Below are 16,717 nucleotides of genomic sequence, written 5' to 3'. Positions count from 1 at the left end.
ATCTATAACAATCTGATAATTCTACAATTATAATTTACTTTTCAATTGCATCACGTAGTTAGATACCAACCATCGCTCTTCACGATTTAATTGATTGGCATACGAACCCATAGAATTTAATCCATAAGTGATTACGTGATTCACACTACCTTCAGTGATTTGACGGTCTTTGTAGTTAGGCACACCAAGGAATTTTCCTTGCGTTACCAATTTACCTTTACCGTCTCCTGCAGTACCGTGACAAATGGCACAGTAAATATTAAATAACTCTTCTGCTTTCTTAGCATCCATTTTCTCAGCAGGGAAAGGATTGGTTACTGCTTTAGAAGCAGCATAACCCTCTGGAGTATTGGGTAATTCATAAGGAACATACCCTCTTTTGATTGTTCCAGCAGGAGGCAATTGACCTTCTTTACCGTTTTCTGATTTAGCATTTGGTGAACGAAAAGCATTGGATTCAGAATAGGTTTCATAAGCCACCGATTCATACATGTTAGGCATATACTGATAATTCGGTGATTTATCATCTTTACAAGCTGTCATCAAAGCTACAGCTCCTACCATAAAGGATAATTTTAAAATATTCTTCATCTTTTTAGTGCTTTTCAATTACTTTAACTTCAACAGCACCTGTGTTTTTGAAGAAAGAAACCATTTCTTCTTCATTACCTGATACTGCTACTTCCATTAAAAAGTGATCATCTGTAGTTCTCACATCTGGATTTTCAGCTTTTTTGAATGGCCACAATCTACTTCTCATGTAAAAAGTAATAACCATTAAGTGCGCTGCAAAAAATACCGTCATCTCAAACATTACGGGTACGAAAGCCGGCATGTTTTGAAGATAAGAGAAACTTGGTTTACCTCCAATATCTTGAGGCCAATCGTTGATCATAATGTTCCACATCATCCAAGTAGCCACGGAAATACCGATACAACCGTAGATGAACGCACAGATTGCTAAACGCGTAGGTGCAAGACCCATTGCTTTATCTAATCCGTGAACCGGGAAAGGAGTAAAAACTTCCTCGATATGATGATGTGCTTTACGTGTTTGCTTTACAGCATCCATTAATACATCATCATCATTATATAGTGCGTGAATAACTTTAGTACTGCTCATGACTTTTATTAATGATTATCTGAATGATGATTATGTCCTTCTTTTTCACGGTCTCTCTTGTAATTGTCACCCGAAGACTTCAAGATTGTTTTAACCTCTGCTTGAGCAATTACAGGGAACGAACGTGCATATAATAAGAACAATACAAAGAAGAAGCCGATTGTTCCAATATAAATTCCAATATCAACAAATGTTGGAGAGAATTTTGTCCATGATGAAGGTAAATAATCACGGTGCAATGAAGTTACGATGATTACGAAACGCTCAAACCACATACCGATATTTACTACAATCGAAATAATGAAAGAGAACATGATACTTGTTCTTAATTTTTTGAACCACATGAACTGTGGAGAGAACACGTTACAAGTCATCATCATCCAATATGACCAAGCGTAAGGACCTGTTGCACGGTTAAGGAAAGCGTATTGTTCATATTCTACACCTGAATACCAAGCCACGAATAACTCCGTGATATAAGCTACCCCTACAATCGAACCCGTAATCATGATAATGATGTTCATCAATTCGATATGTTGTAACGTAATGTAGGCTTCAAGATTGGACACCTTACGCATTACAATCAAAAGTGTGTTTACCATGGCAAAACCAGAGAATACCGCACCCGCAACGAAATAAGGCGGGAAGATGGTAGTGTGCCATCCTGGAACTACTGAAGTAGCAAAGTCAAAGGATACAATAGTGTGTACTGAAAGTACAAGAGGAGTTGCAAGACCTGCTAAAACAAGTGAAACTTCTTCAAAACGTTGCCAATCTTTAGCACGTCCACTCCATCCGAAACTTAATATAGAATATACTTTTTTAGTAAAAGGAGTTACTGCACGGTCTCTTAACATCGCAAAGTCAGGTAATAATCCTGTCCACCAGAATACTAATGAAACGGATAAATACGTAGAAATTGCAAATACGTCCCATAAAAGAGGCGAGTTAAAGTTCACCCACAATGATCCAAATTGGTTTGGAATAGGTAATACCCAATACCCTAACCATGGACGACCCATGTGAATTACTGGAAATAAACCTGCTTGAACTACTGAGAAGATAGTCATCGCCTCAGCGGAACGGTTAATCGCCATTCTCCAACGTTGACGGAATAATAACAATACTGCAGAAATCAAAGTTCCTGCGTGACCGATACCTACCCACCAAACGAAGTTGGTAATATCCCAAGCCCAACCAACAGTTTTGTTAAGACCCCAGGTTCCGATACCTGTAGAGATGGTATAAACGATACAGCCTATTCCCCAAAGGAATGCTGCCAAAGAAATTGAAAAAACGGTCCACCATTGTTTGTTGGCTCTTCCTTCTACAGGAGCAGCAACATCAACAGTTACATCGTGATAAGTTTTATCACCTATAACTAATGGCTTTCTAATGGGTGCTTCGTAATGAGACGACATAATCCTATATAGTGTTTCTTATTAATTTAATGATTAGTTATTTCTAACTTTTACGTGATAGAATACATTCGGCTTTGTTCCAACATGCTCCAACAAGTGGTACATACGGTTGCTTTCTGCCAATTTTGCCACATCACTTTCTTTGTTGTTAACATCACCAAACACCATAGATCCTGTGCTACAAGCTGCAGAACATGCGGTTTCAAATTCGTTAACATCTACTGGACGACCTTCACGTTTTGCTGTCAAAATAGTCAATTGTGTTTTTTGGATACACATAGAACATTTCTCCATAACACCACGTGAACGAACGTTAACATCTGGATTCACAACCATACGACCTAAATCGTCATTCATGTGGAAATCGAATTCACTGTTGTTGTTGTACAAGAACCAGTTGAAACGACGTACTTTATACGGACAGTTGTTTGCACAATAACGGGTACCTACACAACGGTTATACGCCATTTGGTTCTGACCTTGACGACCGTGTGAAGTTGCAGCTACTGGACATACAGTTTCACAAGGAGCGTGGTTACAGTGTTGACACATGATGGGTTGGAAAACAACTTGAGGATTGTCTGATGGATTCTCCATTTGACCAAATCCACCTAATGATCCTTTATCACCGAATAAACCATCAAATCCTTCTTTTTTCTCAACATCTTGAGCAAAAGTTTCTTCTGATGAATAGTAACGGTCAATTCGTAACCAGTGCATATCACGGCTTCTTCTTACTTCTGATTTACCAACTACGGGTACGTTGTTTTCTGCATGACATGCAATCACACAAGCGCCACAACCAGTACAGCTGTTTAAATCAATAGATAAGTTGAAATGATGTCCGATTGAACGATCAAAAGATTCCCATAAGTCTACTTTAGTAGCTTCGGTTTCTTTGTGATCTAAAGATACCATTGGAACTGGATTCCAAATTTCAGCATCTTTGGTTTTGAAAACTTCCAATGTCGTTTCTTTAACGATGTCTCCACGACCCATTAAAGTTTTGTGCGACTGTACACAAGCAAATTCGTGTTCTCCTGTTTCTGGAGTAACAGTTACTGACTGTACATTATTGAATTCTTTGTATAGAGCGTAAGCATTAACACCTACTTGCATTTCTTCTTTTAAAGCGGCTTTTCTTCCGTAACCAAAAGCTAAACCTACAGTTCCTTTTGCTTGTCCAGGTTGAACAATAACAGGAACATTTTTCAATTCAGCACCATTAATGGCTAAAGTTACATAGCTACCATTCAAACCTCCATTAGCAACCAAACGATTTTCTAATTTCCATTCTTTGGCATCCGCTTGTGAAATAGTTACGTAGTTATCCCAAGATACACGTGTAATTGGATCTGGGAATTCTTGTAACCAAGGGTTGTTGGCTTGTTGACCATCACCCATACCTGTTTTGGTATATAACACCAACTCAATACCATTTGATTTTGAACTTGCCAATGCATTTGCAGCACCTGCGTAATCAGCAGTACCACCTGCTAAACCAGCACCACCATAAACAGCAACACCATCATGTAAGGTTTGGTTCCAACTTGCATTTCCTAAGAAACCTGCTGAACCTGCTCTTAAATAATCATAGTAATTACCACTTACTCCATTCCAAGACATTAAAGCCTCTTGGAATTGTTTTGTATTGAATAAAGGACGAATCGTAGGTTGCGTTAAAGAATAGGTTCCTTTAGTCAACACATGATCATTCCATGATTCTAAATAATGGGGAGCCGCCGCAGCAATTTTTGATTTAGCAGCTGTTTCATCTTCACGTTGAGTGAAAGAAACTGATAATTTTACTTTACCTAGAGCTGCTCCAAAAGCTTCTCCATTCGCTAAAGTATATACTGGATTAACACCACTCATGATTAATGTGTGAACGTTTCCAGCAGTCATATCTTTAATCAATTGTGCTACTTGTGCATCATTCCCTTTGCGAGTATAACGAACACCAGCAGTAGCTAAGGCTTCACTTTTCAATACTTGATTGATTGCAAACACCAACAATTGCGCATTTTTATCTTGAATTCCACAAACCAAAAGTCCTTTAGAACCGGCTTGTTTCAATTGTTCTGCCGCTTTTGCGATTTCAGCATCTGCAGCAGTTTTGTTTGTTCCAACAGAAGCTCCTGTAATTACGTTGTAAATTTTTACTAAAGCTTGCTTTTGATCGGCAACCGTCATTGCTACACGCTTATCAGCAGCAGCACCTGACAAAGTCATATTGGCTTCAAATTGGAAATGTTTCGACATTTGACCATTTTGAGGCACACGTCCTTTTGCATAAGAACTATCATAGCCTCCACCTTGCCAATCTCCTAAGAAATCTGCACCTATAGAAACTATGGTATTCGCTTTTGAGAAATCATAATCAGCAAGTGCGCGTTCACCATAAACCGCTTCAAAAGCATCTAAAGCTGCCGATTCTGAAACTGCATCATAGATAATATGTTTTGCTGTAGGATTTTTTGAAACAAAGTCCGCAACTAAACGTTCTGTCGATGGACTTGCCAAAGTATTCGTTAATAATACAACTTGCTTTCCAGAAGCTTTTGCTTCAGCTAAAGAAGCTTTTACTTGTGCATCTACTTCAGACCAAGAAGCATTTTTCCCATCGATCTTTGGATTTTGCAAACGTAAACTATCGTACAAAGACAACACAGAAGCATGAACACGAGCATTCGCTGCGAACTTAGCTCCTGCTAAACGGTTGTTTTCTACTTTAATGGGACGACCTTCACGTGTTTTGATTAACAAATTCGCAAAATCAAACCCATCAAACATAGTCGTAGCATAATAATCCGCTACACCAGGAATAATAGTATCCGGTTGAACTACATAAGGAATTGATTTGTGAACAGGTCCTTCACACGCAGCCAATGTAGCAGCAGCTGTAGTAAAACCTACGTATTTTAAGAAATCACGACGGGTAGTTGATGAAGAAGATAATGAACCATCGGCTAGGAATTCATCCGTTGGGATTTCTTCCACAAATTCATTATTTCTAAGCGTCTCAACAATAGAACTATTTTCGTTTAGTTCTTCAACACTTTTCCAGTATTTTTTGTTAGATGACATCGTATATAAATATTAGCTTCTTAATAATTGATTAATAGTGACACTTACCACATTCTAAACCACCCATATCTGCGATGGTCAACTTGTCTTTTCCATACTTTTTGGATAACTCCGCATGGATTTTTTCATAGTAAGCATTACCCTCCATTTTCACTTCTGTTTGACGGTGACAGTTAATACACCATCCCATTGTTAAAGGAGCGAATTGTTTCTGCACTTCATACGTTTGTACAGGACCGTGACATTTCTGACACTCAATACCTGCAACTGTAACGTGCTGAGAGTGATTGAAGTAAGCAAAATCAGGCAAGTTATGGATACGAACCCATTTCACTGGATGCGATTTACCAGTATACTTTTGTGTCGATTTATCCCAACCCACTGCATCATATAACTTTTGAATTTGCGCATCATAGAATGCTTTTGAATATTCAGCTGTTGCCGTAGTATCTGATACTTCAGAAATATTTTTGTGACAGTTCATACAAATATTCAATGAAGGAATACCTGCATTTTTACTTACACGCGCCGCTGAGTGACAGTATTTACAATCAATACCATTACTTCCCGCATGGATTCGGTGTGAATAATGAATAGGCTGAATAGGAGCATAATCCTGATCTACACCCACCTGCATAAAGTAACCGTAAGCAAAATAACCACTCGCCAACAACAAGAAGATAGAGGTCACTAAAACCAAAAATTGATTTTTAGCAAATGATCTCCAAATATTCATTGGGTTACCTGCAGCAGGAACTTCAACTCCATTGGATTTTGCGATTTTGGTTAGCACATTGTTCACTAAGAACAACATGACCACCAACATTAACATTACTAACGAAAGTGCTCCAAGAATTACTTCATTAGACAAACCACCTTCAGCAGCACCTTCACCTCCTTTACCGGCAGCACCCGCAACAGCAGCAGGAGCTTCTGGTTTTGGCTCAGAAGTGTAAGCAATAATGTTATCAATATCTGCAGTAGACAACTGAGGAAAAGCTGTCATTACAGTTTTGTTATTTTCTTCGAATACTTTTTTCGCTTTTGCATCACCTGAAGCAATCAAAGCAGAACTGTTATTAATCCATTTGTACAACCACGCTTTGTCATACTTATTAGCTACTCCACGCAACGCTGGACCCGTCATCTTTTTGTCTAAGTTGTGACAAGCTGCACAGTTGGTGTTGAACAATTCCTTTCCTTTAGCAGCATCACCACCTCCTGCAGGCGCAGCAGCGGCATCGGCAGCAGGCGCAGCAGCAGCAGGTGCCGCAGCAGCTTCAGCTGGCTTATCTTGTGCAAAGGTTGAAAGGGAAAAAGTTAGCATTACTGCTAATCCGAAGGAATAAATTTTCGAAATCGAATTATGGTTACCCACTTTTTTCATATTATTAATGATTATCGACGTTTTGGCATAGTTTTTATTGCGTTTTTACACACCAAACCATACACTTTTTTAAAAACTTGAGCAAAAATACGATTTATGCAGTATTATCAAAACCTTAAAAGTATCTTAAATAACAATTTATATTAATTCTAAATAACTTTTTTACCCAATTCCAAATGTATACCCTTACATTTGCATAAAAATCAAAAGATTATGAGATTTTTAAATCAAAAATTACTTTTTAAAGTCGGATTTTATACCTTATTTTTTTTCAATTTTAACACAATTTCCAGTCAAAATGTAACTGTAAATCAAGACCCTAAAATTGATCAATTAATGGCTGAAAAACGAAAAATCAATGCAGCCATAACCGTCAATAATCGGTATAAAATTCAGATTTTCAATGGTACTAGTGAAGAATCTAAAAAAGTCTTAGCTCAGTTCAAAAAAGAGAACAATCAATACGATGCAACCATAGTTTTTTATACACCCGCTTACAAAGTATGGGTAGGTAATTTTAAATCTCGCATTGAAGCAGAACGCAATTTAATTTTTCTCAAGAAAAAGTATCCCAACGCTTTAGTTATCCAACCAAACAAAGGCTAGTAAGCATAAAAAAACCCCGATGGATCGGGGTTTTTATTTGTATTATTTCAATTTCTTTTTGACTTCAACTTCGTGGAAAGCTTCAATCACATCATTCAACTGAATGTCATTGTAGTTTTTAATTTGAATACCACAATCGTATCCTTTCGAAACTTCTTTCACATCATCTTTGAAGCGTTTTAAAGCTGTTAACTCACCTGTGTAAATAACCACTCCTTCACGAATTAAACGAATTTTAGAATTTCTAAACACTTTACCGTCTGTAATCATACAACCTGCAATAGTTCCTACTTTAGAAATTTTGAACGTTTCACGGATTTCAGCTGTACCAGTAATCTCTTCTTTTAATTCAGGAGACAACATACCTTCCATCGCATCTTTCAAATCGTCGATTGCATCATAGATGATCGAATAATGACGGATATCAATTTCTTCTTTTTCGGCTAATTGTTTTGCACTTCCCGCAGGTCGTACGTTAAACCCGATGATAATCGCATCCGATGCAGAAGCCAACATAACGTCCGATTCTGTAATGGCACCAACTCCTTTAAGGATAATGTTGATTTGAATTTCTTCGGTTGACAATTTAGAGAAGGAATCCGAAAGCGCTTCAACTGAACCATCCACGTCCCCTTTCAAAATAATATTTAATTCTTTAAACTGACCCAATGCTATACGACGACCAATTTCGGCCAACGTAATGTGTTTCTGTGTACGAACCGATTGTTCACGAATTAACTGTGTGCGTTTCGCTGCAATTTGTTTCGCCTCACGTTCATCTTCAAACACATTGAATTTATCCCCTGCCGTTGGCGCACCATCCAATCCTAAAATTGAAATTGGCGTTGACGGACCTGCTTCTTTAATACTATGTCCACGTTCATCATACATAGCTTTTACTTTACCGTGGTTTTTACCGGCTAAAACGTAATCGCCCACTCGTAAAGTACCGGCCTGTACCAACACAGTAGATACATATCCTCTACCTTTATCCAATTGTGCTTCCACAACGGTTCCGATAGCGGGTTTGTTTGGATTTGCTTTTAAATCTAAAATTTCAGCTTCTAACAATACTTTTTCTAAAAGCTCATTTACACCTTGACCAAACTTAGCCGAAATTTCATGGGATTGGTATTTTCCACCCCAGTCTTCCACTAACAAATTCATTTGCGCCAATTGCTCTTTTATGCGCTCTGGATTTGCAGCAGGTTTATCCACTTTATTGATTGCAAAAACCATCGGTACTCCGGCAGCTTGTGCGTGACTAATCGCTTCTTTGGTTTGCGGCATGATGTCATCGTCGGCAGCACAAACGATTACTGCTACGTCTGTCACTTGAGCACCACGTGCACGCATCGCGGTAAATGCCTCGTGACCTGGTGTATCTAAGAATGCGATTTTCTTTCCATTCTCTAAAGTTACAGCATAAGCACCAATGTGTTGGGTAATTCCTCCCGATTCACCTGCGATAACATTTGTTTTACGAATATTATCCAACAAGGAAGTCTTACCGTGGTCAACGTGACCCATTACGGTAACAATAGGTGCTCTTGGTACTAAATCTTCTTCCGTATCTTCTACAACCTTGATTGATTCTTCGATTTCAGCGGTTACAAAATCCACTTCATATCCAAACTCATCTGCAACGATTGAAAGTGTTTCTGCATCTAAACGTTGGTTCATGGTTACCATGATTCCCAAAGACATACACGTTCCAATTACTTTGGTAATTGGCACATCCATCATGCTAGCAATTTCACCAACAGTAACGAATTCAGTAACTTTTAAGACTTTGCTACCTTCTTCCATTGCCTGCATTTCATCTTCTGAACGCTGACGGTGTGTATCTCGTTTCTCGCGTCGGTATTTGGCCGCTTTGGATTTATTTCCTTTCCCTTGAAGACGCTCCAAGGTTTCTTTAATTTGGTTTTTAACTTCCTCTTCTGTTGGCTCAACTTTTTGAACTACAGCTTGGCGATTACCCCCTTTTTGGAAGCCAGGTTTATTCCCAAATTTATTATTCCCTGGACCTCCATTTCTGTTATTATTATTGGAGTTTCCACCTTGGTTATTTCCAGGAGTGCCGGGTTTAGCATCTGGTTTGGCTTGAATGCGTTTGCGTTTATTTTTATTTTGACTATCGTTGTTATTATTTGAATTACCTTCTTCTTTTTTCTTTTTAGGCTTTTCAAATTTTGTCAAGTCAATTTTTTCACCAGCAACCACAGGACCGGTTAACTTAGTGTAAATGGTTTTGTATTGCTCCTCTTTTCCATCTTCTGTGGTTGTTACTGCTGGAGGCGTAACTACGGGTGCAACATCTACTTTAGGCGTTTCAGCTACCTTTTCTGTTTCAACCGCCTTAGGCGCTTCAGTCTCAGGAGCGGGAACAGATTTGGATTCCAATTCAATTTTACCAATTGCTTTGGGACCGCTTACAACAGCTTTAGCCTTAATAACTTCCTGCTTCTGACGTTCTTCTTCCTGTTTTCTTTTCTCTTCAATTTCGCGCTCACGCTCCAGACGCAAGGCTTCTTTTTCTTTACGGATTTCTTCACTTACCCCTTTGGAAGCTTCCTTGTTTCCGCGGTCACCTGCAAATTGATTTTGAAGAATATCAACCTCTTTCTCAGAGATCTTCGCGTTCGGATTGGAATCAATAGAAATTCCTTTTTCTTTCAAAAAATCCACAGCGCGATCCAGAGAAATGTTTAATTCTCGTAAAACTTTATTAATTCTAATATTTCTTTCGTCAGACATATAGTGTTATTAAGTTCTGTTCTTTGTTTTGAGCAAGCAATTAGTCTTCAAACTCTTCTTTTAAAATACGCATTACCTCGATAATGGTTTCTTCTTCTAAATCCGTACGACGCGCTAAATCTGCTACTTCTTGTTTCAAGATACTTTTTGCCGTATCCAAACCAATTTTAGCAAATTCATCGATGATCCAACCATCGATTTCGTCTGAGAATTCAGTCAATTCAACATCATCATCTTCAGCAACGTTACCTTCACGAATGACATCCAATTCGAAACCGGTTAATTGACTTGCTAATTTAATATTTTGTCCGCCACGACCAATCGCTTTGGAAACTTCTTCTAATTTTAAAAATACTTCGGCAGATTTTGTTTCTTCATTTAATTTAATGGAAGAAACTTTAGCCGGACTCAAGGCTCTTGAAATCAATAAAGATGGATTAGTAGTGAAATTAATCACATCGATATTTTCGTTTCCTAATTCACGAACAATTCCGTGAATGCGAGAACCTTTCATCCCCACACATGCCCCTACAGGATCAATACGATCGTCATAAGAATCTACCGCTACTTTTGCTTTTTCACCCGGAATACGAACCACTTTCTTAATCATGATTAATCCGTCGAAAACCTCTGGAATTTCTTGTTCAAATAATTTTTCCAAGAACTTTTCAGATGTACGCGACATCACAATTTGTGGTTTATTGCCTTTCAATTCTACATTTTCGATAATTCCTTTTACATTATCTCCTTTGCGGAAAAAGTCAGAAGGAATCTGTTTTTCTTTTGGCAATACAATTTCATTACCATCATCATCCACTAAAATTACAACTTTTGGGCGAACGTGGTGCACCTCAGCCGTGTAAATTTCGCCGATGATATCTTTGAACTGTTTGTATAAATTGGTGTTATCGTGTTCGTGAATCTTTGAAATCAAATTCTGACGCAAAGCCAAAATGGCACGACGACCTAAATCAATTAATTTAACCTCTTCCGAAACATCTTCACCTACTTCAAAGTCGGGCTCAATACGACGTGCTTCTGAAAGTTCGATTTGTGAGTTGGGATCTTCTACCTCTCCATCAGCAACCACGACACGGTTTCTCCAAATCTCCATATCTCCCTTATCAGGGTTGATAATGATGTCAAAATTATCATCTGAACCGTATTTCTTTTTCAAGGCATTACGAAAAACATCTTCTAGGATGGCCATCAGCGTAACGCGATCAATCAACTTGTCATCTTTAAATTCAGAAAATGATTCGATTAAGGCAATATTTTCCATTATATTGATGTATTAAAATTTTATTGTAACAATTGCTTCTTTAATTTCTGTATAAGGTAAATCCAACACTTTGGTTACCGTTTCTTTTCCTTTTCCAATTTGCTTGGGCTCACGCGCCGTCCAGGTTAAGGTTATTTTTTCTTCATCCACCGATTGCAAGTCCGCTTCAATTTTTTCACCTGAGACGGTTTTAACAATTAAAGGTCGACCGATGTTTTTTTTGTATTGGCGAACCAATTTTAAGGGCGAACCCACACCTGCTGAGGCAACATCCAAAGAAAAATCTTGTTCCTCGCGATCCAAATTGTGTTCAACCGCTCGACTGATATCCATACAATCTTGCAACGAAACACCATTGTCACCGTCCAAAGTTACACTAATTTTGTAACTATCTGAAATCGAAACATCTATCAAAAACAACTCCGGTTTTTCAGCCAATCCAGCCTCCAAAAGTTGCATTACTTTTTCCTTAAAGGTCATAATTCGGTATAAAAAGAGGGAAGCATTGCTTCCCTCATTATTCATCATTTGTTAAATAACGGTGCAAATATAGCAATTTTTTATTTTAAAAAAACACTTACAGATGATTAATTTTTTGTACCTTTAGGGTAGAAATAAATGAACATTATATAATTATTCTTACAATGAAAAAAATTCTTATCCCAACGGATTTTTCAGACCATGCCGAATATGCATTAAAAGTAGCTGCGCAAATTGCCCGTAAAAACAACGGTGAAATCATCTTATTACACATGTTGGAATTGCCTCACGAAGGTAGCGACGCAATTAGCACAGGTCACGATATCCCTGAATTAATGTTTTTCAAAAATGCTGCTATCAATAAATTAGAAGAATTAATGGACGCTGACTACTTAGAAGGCATTAAGGTATCCGAAGTAATTCAATTTGAAATGGCTTTTGAAGGCATTTTAAACATTAGCCGACTAAACGACGTTGACTTGATTGTGATGGGTTCACATGGTGCCAGTGGGTACAAAGAAATGTTTATCGGATCGAACGCAGAGAAAGTAGTGCGTAATTCTGAAGTGCCCGTTTTAATCATCAAAAAAGAACAAGGTGAATTCAATGTAGACAAATTTGTTTTTGCCTCTGATTTTGCTGAAGAAGCTAAAAAACCATTTAGCAAAGCGGTTGAGTTTGCCAATAAATTTGGAGCCACTTTACACTTAGTAATGATTAACACTCCCAACAACTTTAAATCCACTGCTACTTCACAAGCTACTATTGACAATTTTGTAAGTGGCTTCCAGGTTAACAAATATGAAACACATATTTATAACGAGACCAATGTTGAAAAAGGAATTTTAAACTTTGCCAACAGCATCAATGCTGATTTGATTGGTATGAGCACCCACGGAAGAAAAGGATTAGCTCACTTTTTCAACGGAAGCATCAGTGAAGATTTAGTAAATCACGCGACACGACCTGTAGTAACGTTTAAAATCTAAATTATAGACTTTATACACATAAGCCTCTTCGGAGGCTTTTTTTATTGACAAAAACAAAAAAGCCCGACATTTCTGTCGGGCTTTCTGTTGGTCTACAAGGATTCGAACCTTGAATGACTGAACCAAAATCAGTAGTGTTACCGTTACACCATAGACCATTATTGCGGGTGCAAATTTAATACATTTTTTATTTAAAGCAAGTGTTTTAAATATTTTTTGCCAAAATATTTCGCCTTTACACTAAAAACATTGGGCTTGCGTTAGTTGAACTTGTGTAAATCAGTTTTTTAGAATTTTTTGTTAACCGATAGACCAATACGCAAAAAAATAGTTTCTTTGCATCATTAATACTAAAGCCAATTTATGACGCCTTTCGACTTTAAAAAGTGGAATACCATTATGGGATGGTCCGCCTTCGGAATTGCCCTACTGACCTATAGTCTGACTGTAGAACCCACCATGAGTTTTTGGGATTGTGGAGAGTATATTGCTACTGCTGCCAATCTTGAAGTTGGCCACCCACCCGGAGCGCCTTTGTTCCAAATGTTGGGCGCATTTTTTGCCATGTTCTCGTTTAGTAAAGAAACCATCGCCTTGATGGTAAACATGATGTCCGTATTTTCAAGCGCCTTTACTATTTTATTCATGTTTTGGTCTTCTACCATTCTATTGCGTAAAGTGGTAGGTTCCTACAGCGAATTGAACGACACCAATACTAAAGTAATTTTAGGATCTTCTTTTATTGGAGCTTTAACCTTTACGTTTTCGGATAGTTTTTGGTTCAATGCCGTTGAGGCAGAAGTGTATGCCATGGCCATGTTCATGATTGCATTACTCTTGTGGTTGGGATTACGCTGGGAACAAGAAATGCATACCCCAAAAGGGAATAAATGGCTTATATTGATTAGTTTGATCATCGGACTCACCTTTGGTGTCCACTTTATGGCCTTACTTACCTTACCTTCTATTGGCTTCTTGTATTATTTTAAAAATTATCCAAAAATCACAATAAAGAATTTCATTTTGGCCAATGTTATCATCATTGCCATCTTGTTGTTTATCTTCAAATTATTATTACCCTATACTCTTGCTTTCTTTGCGAAAACGGAAATATTTATGGTAAACACCTTTGGTTTACCTTTTAATTCAGGTACGATTTTCGCTTTCCTATTAATTATAGGTCTTTTCTATTTTGGCTTACGCTATACCCAACAAAAAAATCTAGCGGCTGTAAACACGGGTTTACTGTGTGTACTTTTTGTCTTAATTGGATTCTCCACTTGGATTATGTTGCCTCTTCGCGCCAATGCAAATACACCGATTAACGAAAATAACCCTTCCGATGCGGCTGAAGTTTTGGCGTATTACAACCGAGAGCAATATGGTGTCAACCCTTTATTCTACGGACCACAATATACCGACATGTTTGCAGGTGCTGATGAAGAACAACCGTATTTGGATAAGAGTCCGAACTACGAAAGAGACCTTAAAACGGGCAAATATGTAATTGTCAACAACTACAAAGACGCCGAACAGAACTCTAACAGTAAACACCGTGCTATTTTGCCTCGTTTATGGAGCAATGACAATGTGAAAGGCTATGTGAATTTTGTAGGAGTGCCCAATTTTAAAATCAAACCCGAATATGCCGATAGTGAAAAACTAGTGGAAGAGGTAGCTGCTTTTCGTCAAGCCTACAACCAAAAACAATTGGACAATGACGATTACATTAACTTCATAAAATACTACAGCGAATACCTTGACGTTGAAAAACCAAGCTTTTGGAGCAACATCAGTTTTATGGTTGAATACCAATTTGGGTATATGTATGGCCGTTATTTACTTTGGAACTTTGTAGGTCGACAAAATGATAACCAAGGTCGCTATGACGCCTTGGATGGCAACTGGATGAGCGGCATCAAAGCGATTGATGAAATGCATGTGGGCTCACAAGACAATTTACCCGATGATGTGAAAAACAACAAAGGAAGAAACTTCTATTATTTTCTTCCCTTCTTTTTAGGTTTACTCGGTTTCTTATACCACGCACAACGTGATTTAAAATCGTTTTATGTGGTATTGGCCTTGTTCCTATTCACCGGGTTGGCTTTGAAAATTTATCTTAATGAACGTCCGTTTGAACCTCGTGAACGGGATTATGCGCTGGTAGGTTCATTCTATGTTTTCGCTTTATGGGTCGGATTTGGGGTGTATGCCTTGTACGAACTTTTAGCAGAGAAAATCAATGCCAAAACTGCTGCAATTGCTTCATTGAGCCTTTCCTTACTGGCTTCACCAGTTCTTATGGCGGCTCAAAATTGGGATGACCACGACCGTTCCAACCGTTATACCGCTATTGCAATGGCTAAAAATTATTTGGATTCTTGTGATAAGAACGCCATATTATTTACCATTGGTGATAACGACACCTTCCCGCTTTGGTATGCGCAAGAAATTGAAGGTTACCGAACCGATGTGCGCATCGTAAACACCAGTTTGTTAATGACCGATTGGTACATTGATCAAATGAAGCAAAAGGTTTATGATTCTGACGGATTACCTATTTCGTTTACCCACAACCAAATTGTAGCCGATAACCGCGATGTTATTTTATTCCACAAACAAACGGAGAACCGTTGGAACCTCAATGATTTCTTAGAATTTGCAAAAAGCGAAGACACGATTACGACTATCGAAATGCAAAACGGTCACCGTCTTCACTTTTTCCCAACGAATAAAGTCCGAATCCCTATCGATAAAGCGTCCATTTTGAAACACAAAATCGTGAATGCGAAACAAAGTGATTCTATCGTGCCTTACATTGATGTAGACATCAAAGGGGGTGCATTGTATAAAAATCGCTTGATCATGTTGGATATATTGCGCAACAACAACTGGAAACGCCCAATTTATTTCAGCCCTGGTAGTTTTGGGGATGACGATTATTTGTGGATGAAAGATTATCTACAATTGGACGGAATGGTGTACAAATTAGTTCCCATTAAAACCCCTGTAAACGAAGACAATTATCCCGATATGGGCCAAATTGACACCGATAAAATGTATCAATTGATTATGAATTGGAAATGGGGCAATGGTGAATTGACTTCTATTTATCACGACCCAGAAACTCGACGCAATTGTATTTCCTACCGTGGTAATATGTCGCGTACCATGGATCAATTAATCGCAGAAGGCAAAACAAAAGAAGCGAAAAACATCATTGCTTTAGCGCTGGATAAAATGCCTTTGGATTATTACGGTTATTACCTGACTTTAGAGCCATTTGTAAACGGGTACTATAAAGTGAATGAAAAACAAAAAGCGCGTGAATTGGCCAATCGATTAATCGGTAAATACCAACAGGAATTGTTGTATTACAGCACTTTTAGTGTTAACGACAAAACATTTATGGCTACCGATATCATCTCAGCGATTGAACGCTACCGCAGTCTACTTAAAACCATGAAGAAAAATGGTGATATCGACGAATACAACAAACAACGTCCAACGTTCAACAGTTATAATAACCGCTTCAAAGGGTTGTTTAACCGACCAACAGAATAAATGAAAAGTGCTCCA

The 16,717-nt window shown here is 38.1% G+C and carries 11 protein-coding genes and 1 tRNA gene; 3 read left to right on the top strand and 9 right to left on the bottom strand.

The window, feature by feature from the left end:
* Window positions 1–27 precede the first annotated feature (27 nt).
* From OLM45_RS04545 to OLM45_RS04525, 5 genes are read right to left on the bottom strand one after another with little or no spacing between them, the layout of a single operon-like run.
* Window positions 28–591, bottom strand: a complete 564-nt coding sequence (locus OLM45_RS04545; RefSeq protein ID WP_129460022.1) for a c-type cytochrome — start codon at window positions 589–591, stop codon at window positions 28–30.
* 4 nt (window positions 592–595) lie between these two features.
* A complete protein-coding gene (locus OLM45_RS04540; protein WP_129460023.1) occupies window positions 596–1,123 on the bottom strand; it encodes a DUF3341 domain-containing protein in 528 nt (175 codons plus the stop codon).
* An 8-nt stretch (window positions 1,124–1,131) separates the two neighbouring features.
* The gene (gene nrfD, locus OLM45_RS04535) at window positions 1,132–2,544 is read right to left on the bottom strand and encodes an NrfD/PsrC family molybdoenzyme membrane anchor subunit (protein ID WP_264512327.1); all 1,413 of its coding nucleotides are present in this window, start codon (window positions 2,542–2,544) and stop codon (window positions 1,132–1,134) included.
* A 33-nt stretch (window positions 2,545–2,577) separates the two neighbouring features.
* Complete coding sequence (locus OLM45_RS04530) at window positions 2,578–5,631, bottom strand: TAT-variant-translocated molybdopterin oxidoreductase (protein WP_264512325.1); 3,054 nt, start codon at window positions 5,629–5,631, stop codon at window positions 2,578–2,580.
* 31 nt (window positions 5,632–5,662) lie between these two features.
* Window positions 5,663–7,018, bottom strand: coding sequence for a c-type cytochrome (locus OLM45_RS04525; RefSeq protein ID WP_264512323.1), 1,356 nt, complete (start codon window positions 7,016–7,018; stop codon window positions 5,663–5,665).
* A 213-nt stretch (window positions 7,019–7,231) separates the two neighbouring features.
* Here OLM45_RS04525 and OLM45_RS04520 point away from each other — a divergent pair, with 213 nt between their 5' ends.
* On the top strand, window positions 7,232–7,624 hold the full coding sequence (locus OLM45_RS04520) for an SPOR domain-containing protein (protein WP_264512321.1): 393 nt from the start codon (window positions 7,232–7,234) through the stop codon (window positions 7,622–7,624).
* Between the two features lie 42 nt (window positions 7,625–7,666).
* Here OLM45_RS04520 and infB read toward each other — a convergent pair whose 3' ends face one another.
* Genes infB through rimP form a run of 3 tightly spaced genes read right to left on the bottom strand, consistent with a single transcriptional unit; the run spans window position 7,667 to window position 12,146 of the window.
* On the bottom strand, window positions 7,667–10,384 hold the full coding sequence (infB, locus tag OLM45_RS04515) for a translation initiation factor IF-2 (protein WP_264512319.1): 2,718 nt from the start codon (window positions 10,382–10,384) through the stop codon (window positions 7,667–7,669).
* A gap of 40 nt (window positions 10,385–10,424) precedes the next feature.
* Window positions 10,425–11,666 carry a transcription termination factor NusA gene (nusA, locus tag OLM45_RS04510; protein WP_264512317.1) on the bottom strand — a complete coding sequence of 414 codons (1,242 nt, stop codon included), beginning with the start codon at window positions 11,664–11,666 and terminating at the stop codon, window positions 10,425–10,427.
* A gap of 12 nt (window positions 11,667–11,678) precedes the next feature.
* Window positions 11,679–12,146: a ribosome assembly cofactor RimP gene (gene rimP / locus OLM45_RS04505; protein ID WP_129460030.1), complete on the bottom strand. Its 468-nt coding sequence runs from the start codon at window positions 12,144–12,146 to the stop codon at window positions 11,679–11,681.
* Window positions 12,147–12,310: 164 nt separating this feature from the next.
* On the opposite strand from rimP, the gene OLM45_RS04500 reads away from it, so the two are divergent.
* Window positions 12,311–13,135, top strand: a complete 825-nt coding sequence (locus tag OLM45_RS04500; protein ID WP_264512315.1) for a universal stress protein — start codon at window positions 12,311–12,313, stop codon at window positions 13,133–13,135.
* A gap of 87 nt (window positions 13,136–13,222) precedes the next feature.
* Here the strand turns inward: OLM45_RS04500 and OLM45_RS04495 are convergent.
* Window positions 13,223–13,293: transfer RNA gene (locus OLM45_RS04495), tRNA-Gln, on the bottom strand.
* A 205-nt stretch (window positions 13,294–13,498) separates the two neighbouring features.
* Between OLM45_RS04495 and OLM45_RS04490 the strand changes: the two genes are divergently transcribed.
* Window positions 13,499–16,702: a DUF2723 domain-containing protein gene (locus OLM45_RS04490; RefSeq protein WP_264512313.1), complete on the top strand. Its 3,204-nt coding sequence runs from the start codon at window positions 13,499–13,501 to the stop codon at window positions 16,700–16,702.
* The last annotated feature ends 15 nt before the right edge of the window (window positions 16,703–16,717 follow it).

This window comes from Flavobacterium sp. N1719 (assembly GCF_025947045.1).
Lineage (GTDB): Bacteria > Bacteroidota > Bacteroidia > Flavobacteriales > Flavobacteriaceae > Flavobacterium > Flavobacterium stagni.
The sequence above is the reverse complement of the archived record's forward strand: the minus strand, read 5'-3'. Positions and strand labels throughout refer to the sequence as shown.

What these genes read in the sequence shown, in the direction of transcription:
- OLM45_RS04545 (WP_129460022.1), bottom strand. Translation starts at nt 591, where the DNA reads ATGAAGAATATTTTAAAATTATCCTTTATGGTAGGAGCTGTAGCTTTG.
- OLM45_RS04540 (WP_129460023.1), bottom strand. Translation starts at nt 1,123, where the DNA reads ATGAGCAGTACTAAAGTTATTCACGCACTATATAATGATGATGATGTA.
- nrfD (WP_264512327.1), bottom strand. Translation starts at nt 2,544, where the DNA reads ATGTCGTCTCATTACGAAGCACCCATTAGAAAGCCATTAGTTATAGGT.
- OLM45_RS04530 (WP_264512325.1), bottom strand. Translation starts at nt 5,631, where the DNA reads ATGTCATCTAACAAAAAATACTGGAAAAGTGTTGAAGAACTAAACGAA.
- OLM45_RS04525 (WP_264512323.1), bottom strand. Translation starts at nt 7,018, where the DNA reads ATGAAAAAAGTGGGTAACCATAATTCGATTTCGAAAATTTATTCCTTC.
- OLM45_RS04520 (WP_264512321.1), top strand. Translation starts at nt 7,232, where the DNA reads ATGAGATTTTTAAATCAAAAATTACTTTTTAAAGTCGGATTTTATACC.
- infB (WP_264512319.1), bottom strand. Translation starts at nt 10,384, where the DNA reads ATGTCTGACGAAAGAAATATTAGAATTAATAAAGTTTTACGAGAATTA.
- nusA (WP_264512317.1), bottom strand. Translation starts at nt 11,666, where the DNA reads ATGGAAAATATTGCCTTAATCGAATCATTTTCTGAATTTAAAGATGAC.
- rimP (WP_129460030.1), bottom strand. Translation starts at nt 12,146, where the DNA reads ATGACCTTTAAGGAAAAAGTAATGCAACTTTTGGAGGCTGGATTGGCT.
- OLM45_RS04500 (WP_264512315.1), top strand. Translation starts at nt 12,311, where the DNA reads ATGAAAAAAATTCTTATCCCAACGGATTTTTCAGACCATGCCGAATAT.
- OLM45_RS04490 (WP_264512313.1), top strand. Translation starts at nt 13,499, where the DNA reads ATGACGCCTTTCGACTTTAAAAAGTGGAATACCATTATGGGATGGTCC.